Origin of the sequence: Pandoraea pneumonica (assembly GCF_049918595.1) — a bacterium.
Taxonomy (GTDB): domain Bacteria; phylum Pseudomonadota; class Gammaproteobacteria; order Burkholderiales; family Burkholderiaceae; genus Pandoraea; species Pandoraea pneumonica_A.
Genome location: NZ_JBNCRZ010000002.1, coordinates 987,327 through 1,004,298 on the forward strand (window position 1 = coordinate 987,327; position 16,972 = coordinate 1,004,298).

General features: G+C 62.4%; 14 protein-coding genes. 13 read left to right on the forward strand and 1 reads right to left on the reverse strand.

What is annotated here, in order from left to right; genetic code table 11:
• Window positions 1–89: 89 nt before the first annotated feature.
• The 5 genes from ACPWR9_RS10935 to ACPWR9_RS10955 all read left to right on the forward strand — a co-directional run bounded on the left by ACPWR9_RS10935 (window position 90) and on the right by ACPWR9_RS10955 (window position 7,951).
• The gene (locus ACPWR9_RS10935) at window positions 90–1,082 is read left to right on the forward strand and encodes a hypothetical protein (RefSeq protein ID WP_426296929.1); all 993 of its coding nucleotides are present in this window, start codon (window positions 90–92) and stop codon (window positions 1,080–1,082) included.
• Window positions 1,083–1,131: 49 nt separating this feature from the next.
• The gene (locus ACPWR9_RS10940) at window positions 1,132–2,319 is read left to right on the forward strand and encodes a BamA/TamA family outer membrane protein (protein WP_426296928.1); all 1,188 of its coding nucleotides are present in this window, start codon (window positions 1,132–1,134) and stop codon (window positions 2,317–2,319) included.
• 285 nt (window positions 2,320–2,604) lie between these two features.
• The gene (locus ACPWR9_RS10945; RefSeq protein ID WP_426296927.1) at window positions 2,605–6,570 is read left to right on the forward strand and encodes an eCIS core domain-containing protein; all 3,966 of its coding nucleotides are present in this window, start codon (window positions 2,605–2,607) and stop codon (window positions 6,568–6,570) included.
• A gap of 89 nt (window positions 6,571–6,659) precedes the next feature.
• The gene (locus ACPWR9_RS10950; protein ID WP_426296926.1) at window positions 6,660–7,415 is read left to right on the forward strand and encodes an SDR family oxidoreductase; all 756 of its coding nucleotides are present in this window, start codon (window positions 6,660–6,662) and stop codon (window positions 7,413–7,415) included.
• A gap of 26 nt (window positions 7,416–7,441) precedes the next feature.
• Entirely contained in the window at window positions 7,442–7,951 is a 510-nt protein-coding gene (locus ACPWR9_RS10955; protein ID WP_426296925.1) for a nuclear transport factor 2 family protein, read from the forward strand.
• A 29-nt stretch (window positions 7,952–7,980) separates the two neighbouring features.
• On the opposite strand, the gene ACPWR9_RS10960 is transcribed toward ACPWR9_RS10955, so the two are convergent.
• Complete coding sequence (locus ACPWR9_RS10960; RefSeq protein WP_426296924.1) at window positions 7,981–8,289, reverse strand: hypothetical protein; 309 nt, start codon at window positions 8,287–8,289, stop codon at window positions 7,981–7,983.
• Window positions 8,290–8,450: 161 nt separating this feature from the next.
• Here ACPWR9_RS10960 and ACPWR9_RS10965 point away from each other — a divergent pair, with 161 nt between their 5' ends.
• The 8 genes from ACPWR9_RS10965 (at window position 8,451) to ACPWR9_RS11000 (ending at window position 16,966) form a co-directional block, all read left to right on the forward strand.
• Entirely contained in the window at window positions 8,451–9,227 is a 777-nt protein-coding gene (locus ACPWR9_RS10965; protein ID WP_426296923.1) for an SDR family NAD(P)-dependent oxidoreductase, read from the forward strand.
• Window positions 9,228–9,358: 131 nt separating this feature from the next.
• Window positions 9,359–10,579, forward strand: a complete 1,221-nt coding sequence (locus ACPWR9_RS10970; RefSeq protein ID WP_426296922.1) for an ABC transporter substrate-binding protein — start codon at window positions 9,359–9,361, stop codon at window positions 10,577–10,579.
• Between the two features lie 103 nt (window positions 10,580–10,682).
• Window positions 10,683–11,324 (forward strand): nuclear transport factor 2 family protein, encoded by a 642-nt coding sequence (locus tag ACPWR9_RS10975; protein WP_426297955.1) that lies wholly within the window; start codon window positions 10,683–10,685, stop codon window positions 11,322–11,324.
• Window positions 11,317–12,399, forward strand: a complete 1,083-nt coding sequence (locus ACPWR9_RS10980) for an alkene reductase (protein ID WP_426296921.1) — start codon at window positions 11,317–11,319, stop codon at window positions 12,397–12,399. The genes ACPWR9_RS10975 and ACPWR9_RS10980 overlap by 8 nt, the downstream gene beginning before the upstream one ends.
• A gap of 125 nt (window positions 12,400–12,524) precedes the next feature.
• Complete coding sequence (locus ACPWR9_RS10985) at window positions 12,525–13,679, forward strand: acetyl-CoA C-acetyltransferase (protein ID WP_426296920.1); 1,155 nt, start codon at window positions 12,525–12,527, stop codon at window positions 13,677–13,679.
• A 48-nt stretch (window positions 13,680–13,727) separates the two neighbouring features.
• On the forward strand, window positions 13,728–14,606 hold the full coding sequence (locus ACPWR9_RS10990) for an SDR family oxidoreductase (RefSeq protein WP_426296919.1): 879 nt from the start codon (window positions 13,728–13,730) through the stop codon (window positions 14,604–14,606).
• Window positions 14,603–15,766, forward strand: a complete 1,164-nt coding sequence (locus ACPWR9_RS10995; protein ID WP_426296918.1) for an acyl-CoA dehydrogenase family protein — start codon at window positions 14,603–14,605, stop codon at window positions 15,764–15,766. Before ACPWR9_RS10990 ends, ACPWR9_RS10995 begins: the two co-directional genes overlap by 4 nt.
• A gap of 9 nt (window positions 15,767–15,775) precedes the next feature.
• Window positions 15,776–16,966, forward strand: coding sequence for an acyl-CoA dehydrogenase family protein (locus tag ACPWR9_RS11000; RefSeq protein ID WP_426296917.1), 1,191 nt, complete (start codon window positions 15,776–15,778; stop codon window positions 16,964–16,966).
• Window positions 16,967–16,972 lie beyond the last annotated feature (6 nt).

The following is a 16,972-nucleotide window of genomic DNA, read 5'->3' on the forward strand; positions in this document are numbered from 1 at the left end:
GACGACTCGCAGCGGTGGCGCTTTCGTCGGCGTGTTCCTGTGCCTTCGCATGGACTGCGGGCGGGACCGGTGCGACGGTGGTGGCGCCGATGCCTGACACTGCCGCCGATGGCGCCGAAATTCCGTTGAACGAGCGGCATGGGTGGTATCGGGGCATCGTCGGCCCCACTGCGACACCCGCGGACGGGAAGCCGGTCGATCTACAGGTTCCCGACGCACAGACCGATGCCAAACCCGAGAAACACTGGGATCGTGCGCTGCCGTTTTTTGCCCAGCGAGTGATTGACCGAGGGTACCAACTGCCCAATCCGTATGACGTGGGCTACTCGTACTTCAACGGCACGCAACGCTACCAAATGTCGAACCTGATGGTCGGTGCCAACGGTAACGGGCTTCGTTCGGCCGACTTTGTGCAGTTCGATCAGTCGCGCATTCGCAGCCAGTCGAACCAGTTTCAGTTGGGCGCATGGCTGTTCCCGTTCATGAATGTCTACGGCATCGTCGGCAATGTGCACGGCGGCGGCGATATCGGCATCAGCTTCTCGTCGCTGACCGCCCTTGAACAGTTCTTCGGCATCAACATCGGGTGCGGTGGCAGGCGACCTGGGCCGGACTGCGCGAAACCGATCCGCCTGCCGACGCAGACAGCCAGCTACAGCGGCACCACCTACGGCGCGGGTTTCACGCTCGTGGGCACGTACGGCAACGTGTTTTTCTCGCTGCCGGTGACCTACACCGTGTCGAACATTTCGATGTCCGACAGCAGCATTCAGTCGTGGAATATTGCGCCGCGCATCGGGTGGAATATTCACCTGAGCGGGTTTGGCATTCTCACACCCTATATCGGGGCCACATGGTTTCGCACTCGCGCTACCGTGACCGGGCACTTCGATATCCCAATCGATGCCGCTGGCGGGCAAACACAGCGCCTCGATTACCGCATCGACGAGTCGGTGACCGGCGCGTGGAGCGGCATGGTCGGGGTGAGTTGGGCGGCGAGCAAGCGCTTCGGGTTACTCGCAGAAGTCGGCTATGGCTACAACCGTAGCGATGTCATTCTCACTGCCTTCCTGCGGTTCTGACGTCGCGATGCAGAATTCGACGCCAATTCGCCAACGTGAGCATGTCCGCATGACAGGGCCGGTACGCGCATGGATCAGGGCAGGGGCACTGACGTGGGCTTGCCTGTCCGGTGTTGTGTATGGCGCGCCGGCCTCCGATTCAGCGGAAGGGTCGACAGCACCGGCCGCCGCCCCCGCCGGATGGCTCGACCGTCTGCTGGCAAAGCTAGGCGCCGCCGACAAGGTAGACGTGAGTCATGGCATGGATTGGGGCGTCATGCCCGGACCGTTCTACAACCCCGAGATGGGTTTCGGTATCGGTGCCGCCGCCGTGGGGTTGTATCGCGCCAACGGCGCACTGGAAACCACGCAGCTCTCCACCCTGACGTTGCACGGCTTTTTCACGGTCACTGGCGCCACTGGCATCGGTGTGGAGAACACCACGTTTTTCGGCGATGACGGTCATCGTTTCGTTTTTACCGGTGCGCTCGTCAATATGCCGACACAGTATTGGGGCGTGGGCTATGCACGGGCTAGCGATGATGCGAACCGGGAGAAGTACACCAAACGCAGCGTGTTCATCCAGCCCAAATTCCTGTGGCGGCTAGTGCCGCAAACGTACGTCGGCATCGGACTCGACGCGCACTACGACTCGGCGGTCAATCGAGACAAGGGCGACGACAGCGCGTTTCTCACGGACCCGGGTGGTCCCTATGTGCGCAGCGTCGGCATCAGCGCCAATTTCTCGTACGACACCCGTGACTTCCTACCCAATCCGTACAAGGGGCAGGCGTTCATCATGACGGGGACGGTTTATCGGCGCGCCTTCGGCAGCAGCACGGCGTTCGAGTCGCTGGAAATGTCTTACGACCACTACACCCGCTTTCGCGAGCGCGACGTGCTGGCGCTCGATGTCTACGGCAAATTCAGTTGGGGCGACGTGCCGTGGAGCATGATGCCGACTTTCGGCGACGGCAAGCGCATGCGCGGCTATTTCCTTGGTCAGTACCGCGATCGCAACATGCTCACTGTGCAGTTGGAGTACCGCGCCCATCTGGTGGGTCGCCACGGCATGGTCGTGTGGGCGGGCACCGGCGCGATTGCGAACCAGCCCGGCGACCTGACGTCGGCGCACTGGTTACCCAACGCCGGTGTCGGCTACCGGTTCGAATTCAAGCCGCGCGTCAACGTCCGCCTCGACCTCGGTTTCGGCAAAGGCACGCGCGGGGCTTACTTCCAGATCAACGAGGCGTTTTGAGGGGGGGGGGAAGAAGGGAACACGCGTTCGTACTTGTCGGTGGCAAAAAGCGATATCCGCCGGCAAAAACATCCTCAACGCGTTCATCGAACCGCAGTACTCCGTGGCGCACATTGGGCAATGTGCCCAAGTGGCAGATCTTTGCTGGGTTGAACATGACGTTCGGCCATTGAGGGTCCCTTAGCGACTGCCTTACGCGCCACGAGAGCCGCGCCACAGTAGCGTTGCTGCATAATTCGAGATCTTGCGTTTGGCCGTATGACCGTCACGGGGATCAGATAAGAAATGGGGACAGCATCGCGTTCTCAGCAAGCCGACACCAGCGACTTGCTGCAATCGGCCGATCGGACGGCAGAGCCCGGACCGGGCGCGGTCGTGGTCGATGCTCGGCCCCAGGCCGCCCGTCAGAGGCAACTGCAAGCTATCGCAGACGGCAGCCAGCGAGTGCAGCAGTTGGAAGCTCAGCGTCAAGTGGTGCTCGGCAGCCCGGACGCGATGCAATTACAGCCCGCGTTACCCGTCAGAACCAACACCACAGGGCTACCCGATAACGTCAAAACGGGCATTGAGATGCTCTCTGGCCTGTCGATGGACGATGTGAGCGTGCATTATCACTCGCCGAAGCCAGCTCAACATCAAGCGCACGCTTATGCGCAGGGCACCGATGTTTATGTCGGACCAGGCCAGGAGCACCATTTGCCGCACGAGGCGTGGCACGTGGTGCAGCAGAAGCAAGGGCGCGTGCCGATTACTCGCCAAATGAAGCAAGGGGTAGCGCTCAACGACGATGCTGCGCTTGAGCGCGAAGCCGACGAGATGGGGCAGAAGGCGCTGCAATCGGGCGCCAGCGGATCGGTCGATAGACATGCGAACAACGGTCTGGATGACCCTTTGGTCAATCTCCGGTCTCTCTCCGCTTCGGGTGAGCCTGCCATCCAGCGCATTGCCACACAGGTCACCCTCGACGACACGAACGCGATCTCAGTGCGTATTGTGGGGCGCCCGCCGAACGTGTATTCGGGATCGGCCGGCGACCACTTGACCGCGTTTTCAGTGCGCCAGGCAACGCTCGTACGGGATCTTGCCCATCAGAACTTCTGGGATGCGCTGGCACAGCTCGACCTAACGGTGGGCGGCATCGTTGAATTGCCGGGAGTCGCGGTTATTGCCGCCATGGCCGACGAACCACGTAAGCGGCTGCTGGCGGCTTGGACACACATGCGCACGCTGCGACTGGCCTTGCCTGCACCCCATGAGCTACTGACTATCGACCGTGCACGCACCGTCAGCGCATTGGAGCTCACGAGGCTTCAGGATTTGATTTCCGCGTATCTCGATGTCGTCGAACTCATTCCCTTTTCGACCATCAACGTGGCGGCGAAGTCGAAGGCGCTGGCCGGCAAGGGGAAAGGCGAATCCGGCCCATTGCGAAGATTGCGCGCGGCGGAAGACCATCTGGCAGAAACGCAGGCAAGGGCTTCGACTTCGGCGTCGGATACCGGGGGCGCGCCGACTTCAAGCGACAGTGACGGCGACAGCGATGGGCTTTCGCTCTTCGAGGACTTCACTGGGGTCTTCGACCACAATGCAGCCGCGCTCGTGGCCGCGGAACTGGATTCGAGTTTGGTTCAGCGCATGGGGGGGGTGTTCGAGGACGGGGCGGATCCATTAGCACGGCTTGGGCGCATGGTCGATCACCATATTGCGACGATGGCCCACAGCTTTCCTCGCGTCATGCTACATCTCGGTGGTGAACACTTGTTGCGCGTTGAACTGACGAACCTCGTGCTGGCCGATATGCGTGAAGAGTGGGCGAGCACTGTCGAGCACTTGGCGTCCAGAGTCCAGGACTACGAGACGCAGATCCAGAACTGGACCGCTACTCGAGGTCTGCTCTCAAAACGGGCTACCCGGCAACTACGTGACCTCAACACGGACATCGAGAGGAATCGCGAGCGCATCGAAAGTGCGAAGAAGCAGATCGCTCAGTGTAGGCAGTATCTGGAGCAATACGCAGAGACCAAGAAAAAACCTCAGCCTAAGACGTCCGCCCCGAAACGCGTCAACGCGCAGACGAAGATGGCCGATATGTCGGACGAGAGCGCGAAGCACGATTCGAAGAAGCGAAAACACGACGAAGTCCATGACGTCGAAGACGAGGATCAGTCCGAGGATGAGCTAGATGACGCAGATGACGCTTCGATAAGCGAGCTGACTTCCAATGCATTGGCCGGTCAGCAAGCGACAACACGCGTCGCCGGGCCGGCCGTGCAAATTCGGATGCAACAAACCGGCATCATCTCCGAGATTGAGTTTGCCGGTCGTAGTCCATCGCCACTGATCGGTGGCGGCATGGGCGCACACACCACCGCATGGATTGTGCATCTGGACCGGCTGCGTCAAGCACTGATCGGCACCAAGATCGACGATGCGCCGACCATTCTGAAGCTGCTTTGGACAGAGGTGGAAGCCAACGGTAAGCGCTTGGCCGACGTGTTTGAAGACACCGATGCGGGGGAGCGCAATCGAGAGGAGGCAAGCGGTGAAATCGCCGATGTCGTCGCTCGCCTGGCCTCCACTAAGGGAGATGCTCAGCGAGTGTCTCTACTCCAGAACGGCCTTCGTGCGCTGCTCAATTTCACGAACAATGTTCCGGGCGCAACCCTGGAAGCGACCGACACGGGGGGGAAGAGCGAGGGGAAATCGAGGCGAATTCTGCTGGAGGCGGAGCATCATCTTTCGACGTCAATTCAGCGGGAAATTGAAAGTGCCATATTCGGGCTACTCGACACAAAAGTCCTCGAGGGGGAGCCCAACAGCAAAGAGAAGGAGGCGGTAGCCCGCGAGATTCACTTCGATCTGATCTCCAAGGCCTATCCGCGGGCGTGGGCCAATACGAAATTGGTCCGAAAGACAGCACTCGACAAAGCGTCAGGTGACACATCGAAAACCGGCACAACGCCGATGACAGATATTGCGCCGACCCTGTTGGAAAAACCCGACGTGTCGTCGTTCCTGCTAAGCGGTACATCCGTCTCGATGGATGTCGATGACGCGGGCGAGGCGGCTAGTAAGCAAGGCGACGTTGGCAGCGATGCGTCGCTAAGTGAAGAGACTCTCGACGTCAACCCGGCCTACCAGTATGAAGACGTCGACATGTATCGCATTTTGCACGCCGAGGTCGCACAACTCGGTCTTCCGAACGTGACCGTTGTTCCTCCGGCCGACGATATGCATGCTGGACAATTGCAGGCACGGCTGCAGGAGACGGGGATATCCCTTCGCGAAGATGACGAACCGGGACACACGATTCTCGTCCCGCTCAACATCGGCAACTACCATTGGGTCGGCGTCGTCATCGTGCTATCGCCGCAAGGCTTAGTCCCGCCTGCGGTTGTGCGATATGTCGACCCGCTAGGTAATTTGCGAGGAATGCATAGGGCGGTGCTTCAGGAAATTCAGGCTGTTTTTCCCGGCGCCCAAATCGAGGACACGACCGCATTGCTTCAAACCGACGGCACCAGTTGTGGTCCGTTGACCATCCAGAATCTACTGTTTCAAGCCCAAGGGCTGAGGCTGCGCCGGAACGTTCGTACCGATCGTGGGTATACGGATCGGCTGCGCGAGCGGCACGTGCGGCTATTGGCACATGTGCACCAAGGCAGTGATTTTCGAGAGCGCCAGCGCGTCGGTTCGACCATGACTTCAAGTTTCGACATGCAGGGATACATGAAGCGAAGCGTCGCATTCACTAAGCGAGGTACGGCACGGATCTATCGAATTGCCCAGTCCGTACGAAATTTGAGCGATGCAGCGCGTAAGCCGATTGTTGATGCGTTCACACAGATCTGTGCCCCGGCGCGCAATGCCGTACGCGACAGAGCTGAAGACTACCGCATGCTCAGAGCGGCGTTCACCGAGGCTCGCGCTCACTGTGGCGATCAAGCGTTTAAAGACGGCATGCCGTTCCCGTCACTGATGCGGGAGTTCTGGCGCGCGGGAGACGACTTGACGGTGAACTTCGACACTTTGAGCGTTCCGGACTTCGAGGAGATGCTGGCCATTGGTCGGTCGGTGATTGGCGATGTCGATCTCACCGCTCACCTGAAAGACATTGAGGCGAGCCTGACACGAGACGATGACGAGATGGCAAAACTGACGGCGGATGACGAGACGCCATCGTCGTCTATGCAGTCCGACGAATTAGTGGACGAATACACGTCGATCTCACAGACGGAGACCCACGACTAACCCTGTGTAGTCCGCTCGGACGATGACATCCGCTCAACCGGCAAGCACCTTAAGCGAATTCGATTCGAAGCTGCTGACGGGAGACAACCATGGAAGGACTGGCCGGTAACGTCGCGCTTGTGACTGGCGCAGGCGGTGGTATTGGGCGAGCGATCGCTCGGCGGCTGGCCAAAGAGGGGGCGAAGCTGGTTCTCACCGATATCGAGCTGCGGGCGAAAGACGATGTTCTGCGTGGATTCAGTGAGTCGGCAGTGTTTCTCCATCACGCTGTTGCCAGCGAGACCAGTTGGGCGGATGTGATCGCAGAATCGCTCAAGCATTTCGGCCAGATCGACATTCTGGTGAACAATGCCGCGCTCATCGCATCGGGAAACATCGAAGACACCTCGCTTACACAATGGCAGGCGATGCAGCGCGTGAACGCCGACGGGGTTTTCCTCGGCTGCCACCATGCCGTGCGGACGATGAAGGCCAATCCACGGGGTGGCGTCATCGTCAATTTGGCATCACTAGCTGCTGTAACGGGGTTGGGCCGCTATTGCGCTTACAGCGCATCCAAGGGGGCGGTGACGGCACTGACCCGCTCCGTCGCCGCACACTGCCGCGACGCCGGTTACCGCATTCGATGCAACGCGGTCATCCCTGGTGCGGTACTCACGCAAGCGATTGCCGCCACCACCGGCGATATGTCTCCCGACACCGCCGACTACTGGCACGACCCCCGCACCCGTTATGCGATGCCCGAGGACATTGCGTCGCTGGTGGCGTTTCTGGCCTCAGACGACGCGCGATTCATCACGGGATCGGAAGTGCGCATCGACAACGGCCAGTTGTTCGTTCAGTAAGCCCAGCGCCACAACCGCAAAGAGATATGGAACACACCGAATCGCAACGCCGCTGGGAAACGCTCGAGCGAACCGTCGCAGCGCTAGCCGACGAGTTGGCCATCTTCCGTCTGATTGCCTCATATGGGCCGCTAGTGGACAGCGCGACCGAACCGGCCCGTTGCCGGGAGGCCGCCGAGCTATGGACGCCCGATGGCATCTACGATCTTGGGCCGAGTGCCGTCGCGAAAGGCCATGCCGAAATCGCCGCGCTCTTCGAGCATCCGATCCATCAGACATTGATTCGGGAGGGCGGCGCGCACGTGATGGGGTTGCCTCAGATCAACCTCGATGGCGATCGCGCGACCGCAGTATCCTGCTCGCGCGTATATCGGGCAGATGAGACAGGGTTTCACGTGTGGCGGGTTGCCGCCAATCGTTGGGAGCTGGTGCGCATACCGGTTTCACGTGCTGCGGCGCCGCAATGGCGCATCGCACGTCGGGTCAATCGCCTACTACACGACAGTGCTGAGGCGCGTGAGTTATTGCGGCTTTGAACGCGGCGGCTGGAGACAAAACCACCCCGTCAAGCGCCGCTGCCCCGATTGCTCAACGGGCTGCCATGACGCACGGCGTCATCGAAACAAGTCTGATAACCGACTTTCCAGCCGTCCTGCGTCTCAGCGCTAGCGTCCTTCGGCAGGCGGCTCTCGACCATGGTTGGCTCGACAGCGCCACGCCCGGCGGTGCAGCCGAGCGTGTAGCCCGCGCGGAACGCCGCTGATGATCCGGCTGGCGGGCGGTCCGGCGACGTCAGCGGGCTGCTGCATGCGGTTAAGCCCAGTGCCGTTGCGACGACGGCAACGCACAGCGCGCTTCGCGTTGTGAACTCCATGTGTGTCTCCCTGCCAATGAGCCCTCGACGGGCGTTGCGCCAGTCTACGGGCGGGCGCACCCGGGGTAATCGTCCAGTTGGACGATTCCGCCCGATTTTCGTCCCGTTATGGTCGCCGGTGACCTACCGAATCTACCTTGACCGACGACAGGAGCAAGTTGATGGAGACGCCCCCGAACTACCTTCCGCCACTGGCGGACCAGATTGCCGTCGTGACCGGCGCAGCCAACGGCATCGGCCGTGCCACAGCGCTGCGTTTTGCGCGAGACGGTGCTCACGTGGCGCTACTCGACCGCGACGTCGCAGGGCTGGCGTCGCTGCGTGACGAGATCGAAGCGCTCGGCCGCCGGGCCCACGCGTTGGCGCTCGATTGCACCGACCAAGGCGATGTTCGCGAGGCATTCGCCGATATCGCTGCCACACTCGGTCCCGTGGACGTGCTGCTCAACAACGTGGGGCAGGGGCCCCGCGAGCGCATGTCGAGCTTCGTCGACGCCAACATCGAGACGCTCGACTTCCTGCTCGACGTCAACCTGAAAACCGTCATCGTGTGCTCGCATCAAGTGGTGGCTGGCATGTGCGAGCGGCGCCGGGGCAAGATCGTCAACATCACCACCGAGGCGGCGCTTAATGGTGCACTGCGGTGCTGGGACTATGCCGCTGCGAAAGCCGGGGTGATCGGCTTTACCCGAGCGTTGGCCCGGGAAGTCGCCCCGTATGGTGTGAACGTCAACGCCATCGGTCCGGGCGCCACACGCACGCGAGCGTTGGAGCAAACACCGAAAGACCAACTCGACAAAGTCATCGCAGGTATTCCGATGGCTCGCATCGGCGAACCTGACGATATCGCCAACGCCGTCGCGTTCTTCTCCAGTGTGCAAAGCAGCTACGTAACGGGCCAAACGCTGCTCGTCAACGGCGGCAACTGGATGGTCTGACACATCGGTGCGCTCGGCACATTGCGCTAGTCCGATTGAACGATGCCCTGTCGCCAGCGCGCTGCCAGTATGACTTGCGGGCGCCGGATGGCGCGCAGCAACCAAAAAAGCAAACGATAAACGGAGACACCATGAGCAGAATCACGAGGAGCGTAATTCGTCACGCGGCAACTGGCATGCTGGCGCTTGCCGCCGCCATCGCAGCGGGCGGCGTCTGGGCGCAAGGCAGCGAGCCGGTCCGGCTTGGCGCGATTTATTCGATTACCGGTGCTGGCGCTGCCACGGGCTACGCCAGCCTCACGGGCACGAAGATGGCCGTCAAGGAGATCAACGCGGCGGGTGGCATTCTGGGGCGTCAGGTCGAGCTGTTCGTTGGCGACGATGCCTTCGATCCCACGCAGGCCGTCGCCGAAGTGAAGCGGCTTGTGTCCAAAGAGAAAGTCCAATTGCTGATGGGCCCGACGATCAGTCAGGTCACGCTCGCGATTGCGCCGGTGCTGACACAGGCACGCGTGGCCAGCGTGGCGCTATCGGGTTCGACGTCGCTCACGCCGCAGGTCGCGCCTTACACGTTCAGCATGTGGACGTCGATCGAAGCGCAGGGCGAAGCGATGATCGACTTTGCCGTGAAGCAGCTCAAGGTGAAAACGGCTGCGATCATTGCCGATAACGGCGCACAGGGTAAAGCGGGCACGGCCATCTTCCAGCGCATGCTGGCCGCGCGTGGCGTGAAAGTCACCGGCGTTCAGGAACATGAATCGCGCACCTCCGACGTGACCGCTCAGGTGCTCGCGCTCAAGCGCGGCAACCCGGATATCGTTTTCCAGATCAGCACCACCGGTGAAGATTCGGGCGTGGTGTTCCGCACCATGCAGGATCTCGGCTGGAACACCAAGGTGATGAGCATGGTGGCGGGCGTGAGTGCACCGTTGGTCATTCGCGCCAGCACCCCCGACGTATTCAAGCAAGGCGATATCTACGCGACGATGCTCAAGGCGTACACGTATTGCCCGAAGGACCCGGTCGGTCAGACGGAATTCGGCAAGTTCGTCACGCGCCTCAAAGCGTTCGATCCGAAGAACGTCGACAAGCTCAACGCACAGGTTGTGAGCATGACCTACGACGGCGTCTATGTGCTCAAGGCCGCCGTCGAAGCCACGAAGTCGTTCGACGGTGCCACGCTGACGTCGTGGATCGAGAAAAACGCCTCGTCGATTCGCGGGCGCGTGAACGGCTCGCTTTCGGCGACCCAACTCAGCCACTTCCTTGTCGGTGCCGATGCCATCACGATGGTCAAGCGTCCCGATATCAAGCGTGAAGACGGTCTGGTCGAGCGCCTCGACTGCCATTGACCCGGCGCAGTCGTCAAAATCCTCCAATCAATCCCCATGGCCCGCGTGAGCGGGCCATGGCGCATCTGCACCAATCCCTTCTGCACAGGAGCTTCCGATGGAGATGGATCAACTGGCCCGGCGCGTTGACCGGCTGGAGTCGATCGAGGAAATCCGCATGCTCGCCGCCAAGTACTCGCTGGCGCTCGATATGCGTGATCTCGATGCATGGGTGAATCTGTTCGCGCACGACGTCGCCGTGGGCGAGGGCAAGACCGGCCGCGCTGCGCTCAAACGCTGGATCGATCGCACGCTGCGCGAGCAGTTCACTGTCACTTCGCATCACATCGGCGGGCACATCATCGAGTTTCAGGACGCGGATCACGCGTGCGGTGTCGTGTACTCGAAGAACGAGCATGAGACCGGCCCCGAGTGGGTCATCATGCAAATGCTCTACTGGGACGACTACGAGCGTATCGACGGGCGGTGGCATTTCCGGCGCCGTCTGCCGTGCTACCTGTACGCGAGCGATCTGAACAAGCCACCGATCGGCGATCACAAGATTCGCTGGCCGGGCCGTCCGTTGGAAGACGGTCACTGGCACGACCTTTGGCCATCGTGGCAGAGCTTCTGGGCCGAGAAGCCCGAAGGACTGCCGGCGGTCGCCGCGCCTGCGCCTCTGGAACAGTTTCTCGCGACGATGCGGCGTGGCAGTGCGGCGCCAAAGCTTCGCGTGAGCTTTGTCGAGGGCGCTGGCCGTGAATAACCCTGCAATCGCTGCTGAACCGAACGACCTGTTCTCGCCAACGTTTCTGGGTGATATCGCCCTTAGCAACCGCATCGTCATGGCACCGATGACGCGCAGCCGGGCCGACGAGAACGACGCACCGTCCGACCTGCATGTCGACTACTACAGCCAGCGTGCCGCGGCAGGGCTGATCGTCACGGAAGGCACCTATCCGTGCCTCGATGGCAAGGGCTATTGCCGCACACCGGGCATCGTGACACCGCAACAACTGGCGGGATGGCGGCGTGTGACCGACGCCGTGCACGCGCAGGGCGGCAGCATCGTGATGCAGCTGATGCATGTGGGGCGTGCCGCCTCGCACCACAACAAGACGGGGGCACGCACTGTCGCACCATCGGCGATTCGCGCGCATTCGCAAATTTATACGGACGCTGCCGGATTGGCCGACACAGACACGCCGGAAGCGCTGACGCTCGCCGAGATCGCCGCGACCATCGAGGCGTATCGTCAGGCGGCAATCAATGCTCGCGCGGCGGGCTTCGATGGCGTTGAGCTTCACGCCAGCAGCGGCTATCTGCCCATGCAATTCCTGCTCGAATGCAGCAATCGACGCAACGACGGTTACGGGGGCGGGCTGCAAGCTCGTGCACGCTTCACCGTCGAGGTGCTCGAACACATGAGTCAGGCCATCGGCGCAGGCCGTGTGGGGCTGCGGCTGTGCCCCGGTAACCCGTACAACGATATGCACGACCCGGCACCCGCGCAAACCTACGGCACATTGCTCTCGGCGATCCGGGGGCTGGGACTGGCGTATGTCCACGTTAGCCGGTCGCCGCAGCCGGAAGTCGATGCCTTTGCACTGGTGCGCCGTCATTTCGACGGCCCGCTCATCGTCAACGATGGCTTCGACGGCGACACGGCGCGCGCAGCGGTGGCCGATGGCACCGGACAGGCGGTGTCGTTCGCCCGTCACTTCATTGCGAACCCGGATCTGGTAGCCCGGTTGCAGCACGGCGCCGCACTCGCGCGCTTCGACCGCCACACCCTGTACACCACCGGGCCGCAAGGCTACACCGACTATCCGCCCGCTTGATCGAGGCGCTTCCATAGTCCTGATGGACGATGCGGCGCGCGAGCGTGAAATCGAGAATCGATTCTGAACTCACGGGCAAGCGCCGCAAGTCGCGCTAGCACCTCAATCGAGGAGACAAGGACACCATGGCAGACGCATACCTCATCGACGCGCTCCGTACGCCCACGGGCAAGCGCGCAGGCCGGCTGGCAGCCGTGCACCCGGCCGATCTCGGCGCGCACGTTTTGCGCACGCTGGTCGAGCGCAACGCAATTCCCGCAGACGATTACGACGACGTCATTTTTGGCGGTGTCGATGCCGTTGGCCCGAACGCCGGTGTCATCGGCCGCACGGCGTGGCTCGCCGCCGGACTGCCGATGCACGTGCCGGGTACTGTGATCGACCGCGCCTGCGGATCGTCACAGCAAGCCCTTCACTTCGCGGCACAAGCTGTGATGAGCGGTACACAAGACGTCGTCATCGCGGGCGGCGTGCAGAACATGAGCATGGTGCCGATCGCCTATGCCATGACGGCCGGTCAGCCGCTCGGGTTCTCCGATCCGTTCTCGGGCAGTACTGGCTGGCGCGAGCGCTTCGGTGACCAGCCGGTGAACCAGTTTTACGCCGCTCAACGCATTGCCGATCACTGGCAACTGTCGCGCGCAGATATGGAAACGTTCGCGCTGGAGAGTCATCGCCGGGCGCGTCATGCCATTGCACAGGGGTATTTCAACCGCGAAGTGGTGCCGCTGGCGGGCCTCGAAATGGATGAAACCACGCGCGAGACGACGCTGGCGAAGATGGCGGGGCTTGAACCCGTGACGCCGGAATATCCGTCCATCACAGCGGCTGTGTCGAGCCAGACCTGCGATGCCGCCGCCGCGCTGCTGATCGCCTCCGAGGCGGCAGTCAAGCGTTACGGCCTCAAGCCTCGTGCGCGCATTCATCACATGAGCGTGCTCGCCGACGACCCCATCTGGCACCTGCGCGCACCGATTCCGGCCACCGAGGCCGCATTGAAGAAGGCGGGCATGACGCTCGCCGACATCGATCTCGTGGAGATCAACGAGGCGTTTGCCTCCGTCGTGATGGCCTGGCTCAAGGAGACGGGGTATCCCCACGAGAAAACCAATGTCAACGGCGGCGCCATTGCGCTGGGGCATCCGCTCGGCGCTTCGGGTGCAAAGCTGATGACGACCCTGCTGCATGAACTGGAGCGCACCGGCGGCCGCTATGGTCTTCAGACGATGTGCGAGGGCGGCGGGCAAGCCAACGTCACGATCATCGAACGTCTGAATTGATCGCAGCACACCAGAACACACCGAATAACGTGCAGGAGCAGGAGAGCTATGGGAATTTGTGATCAACGCACCGTCATCATTACTGGTGCAGGCGGGGGACTGGGACGTGCCTACGCGTTGGCCTTCGCGCAGGCAGGGGCGAACGTGGTGGTCAACGACGTGCGTGCCGAGGCGGCCGCCGACGTCGTTAGCGCGATTGTCGAGCAGGGCGGACGCGCCATCGCCAGTGCGCACGACATTTCCCGTCTCGAGACGGCGCAAAGCATCGTCGACGCCGCCGTGAGCGCGTACGGCGAGGTGCATGCGCTCGTCAATAACGCCGGGAATCTGCGCGACCGCATGTTTGTCAGTCTGACGGAAGACGATTGGGATGAAGTGATGCGCGTGCATTTGCGCGGCCACTTCTGCTTGTCGAACCTTCTCGCCCGTCACTGGCGGGATCGTGCCAAGGCGGGCAATGCCGTTGATGCCCGCATTATCAACACCACGTCCGGTGCCGGGCTGCAAGGCTCGATCGGGCAGTCGAACTACGCCACGGCGAAAGCGGGCATTGCGGCGCTAACGCTGGTGCAGGCGGCCGAGTTGCAACGCTACGGCATCACCGTCAATGCACTGGCCCCTGCGGCGCGCACGCATATGACCGAATCGGCGATGGCCGAGCGCGTTCGCAAGCCGGAAGACGGCAGCTTCGATTACTGGGACCCGGCTAACGTCGCGTCGCTGGTGGTGTGGCTGGGCAGTGCCGAATCGCGCAACGTCACGGGCCGCATCTTCGAAGCGGCGGGCGGTCAGATTTCGATTGCCGATGGCTGGCGTACGGGCCCGATGCAAGACAAGGGCAGCCGTTGGGAACCCGGTGAAGTGGGCGACGTGGTGCGTGCCCTGATCGAGCGCGGCGTGCCCGCCCAACCGGTGTACGGCGCATGAACGCCTCGCCCGAACTCATCGACTTCTCGCTCAGCGAGGAGCAAGCCATGATTCGCGACGTGGCGCACGATTTCCTCGCCGAGCACAGCGACTCGGCGGCGGTGCGTGCCGCCATGGACAGCGAAATTGGCTTCGATTCGACCCTCTGGACACGCATCGGTCAGGAACTGGGCTGGTGCGGTATCGCCATCGCCGAGGCCGATGGTGGTCTGGGTTTGTCGCGCGTCGCACTGGCGTTGTTGCTCGAACAGATGGGCCGCCGCTTGCTGTGCTCGCCGTTCTTCGCCACCGTGTGCCTTGGCGCGACGCTGCTTCAAGAGTCAGCAGCCGTCGATTCAGGCGCTGCCGCGAAGGCGACGGCATCGAGTTTCCTGCCGCGCATTGCGAGCGGTGAGCTGACGGCCACGCTCGCCTTGGACGACGGCACCGGTGCAACGCTCGAAGCGAAGGCCGAACCTGCGGATGGCGGATTCCGGCTCTCGGGCGAATGGCGACACGTGCCTGATGGCGCGCACGCCGAACTGCTGTTGCTGCCTGCCCGACTGCCGGACGGCGCGCTTGGCTTGTTTGCGATTGAAGGCACCCCCGCCGGTCTTTCCCGGACTTCGTTGCGCAACCTTGATCTCACACGACGCGTCGCCGCCGTGAGCGCTACCGATGTGCACGTCGACGGGAGTGCATGTGTCGCTCAAGGCGATGCCGCCGTTCGCGCGCTCTCGCGCACCCGCGCCCTGGCAGGTCTGGCGTTGGCCGCAGAGCAAGTCGGCGGTGCCCAACAGTGTCTCGATCTCACCGTCGCCTATGTGGCGGAGCGCAAACAGTTCGGCCGAACCATCGCCAGCTTTCAGGCGGTCAAGCATCGCTGCGCGGAGATGATGGTGCGCGTTGAGGCTGCGCGCTCGGCGGTGTATGGCGCATTCCACGCCGCAGCGGGTGGCCTCGATGACGAAGCGCTCACGCTCGACGCCGCCTGCGCGCGAACGTTCGCCTCGGACGCTTTCGTCTTCTGTGCACGCGAAGCCATCCAGTTGCACGGTGGCGTGGGCTTTACGTGGGAATACGACCCGCACCTGTACTTCAAGCGGGCGCAGGCGGGCAGCCAATGGTTCGGCGACGCGTCGTTGCAGCGCGAGCATGTCGCGCACGCGTTACTGGGCTAGGAGAGCGACATGAAACGAGAGAGCAATTTGCAGGACGACGCGTTTCGCGCCGACGTGGCGCAATGGATGCAAGCGAACTTGCAGGGTGAGTTCGAGGTACTGCGTCATCGCGGCGGTCCGGGCGACGAAGACGCGTTTCCGGCGCTACGTAAAGCGTGGGAGCAACGGTTGGCCGATGGCGGCTGGACGTGTGTCGGTTGGCCGACGAGCTACGGCGGGCGCGATCTGTCGGTCGCGCAACAAATCATCTTCCATGAAGAGTACGCACGCGCAGGCGGGCCGGGGCGCATGGGCCATCTTGGCGAGACGCTACTCGGCCCGACGTTGATCGCATTCGGCACGCCCGCACAGCGCGAGCGCTTCCTGCCGGGCATCGTCGCGGGTACGGATTACTGGTGTCAGGGGTATTCGGAGCCGGGGGCGGGCTCCGATCTGGCCAACGTACAGACGCGCGCCCGGCGCGACGAGGCAACGGGCAATTGGATCGTCGATGGCCAGAAGGTCTGGACGTCGCTTGCCCACGAATCGCAATGGGTGTTCGCGCTTGCCCGCTGCGAACCGGGCTCGGTCGGGCATAAGGGACTGATCTTCCTGTTGATGCCGCTCGACCAGCCGGGTATCGAAGTGCGGCCGATCCGGCAGATGACGGGCACGAGCGAGTTCAACGAAGTGTTCTTCGACGGTGCCGTCGCGGCGGCCGATTGCGTGGTCGGCGCGCCGGGGGAAGGCTGGCAGGTCGCCATGGGACTGCTCGGCTTCGAGCGTGGGCTGTCATGGATCGGCCAGCAGATGCACTTCGAGCACCAGTTGCAGCTGATCTGCGATGCTGCGCGCGCGAACGGCGCAGACCGCCGCCCGGCGCTGCGCGAGCGCATTGCGCAGGCGTGGATGGGCTTGAAAGTGATGCACTACAACACGCTGCGCACGCTATCTGCTGGCGGCGACGGCAGTCTGGCGCGAGAGGGTTATATCGCCAAGTACTACTGGTCGAACTGGCACCGCGACCTGGGCAAGCTCGCCATGGACGTGCTCGGACTCGATGGCGACATCGTCGGCGACGACTTCTCGCGCACGCGTCTGCAACAGATTTTCCTGTTCAGCCCGTCTGACACGATCTTCGCAGGCACGAACGAAATTCAACTCAACATCATCGCCGAACGCGCGCTGGGCATGCCCCGCGAAGCGCGTGCGCGCGCATAACCGGGG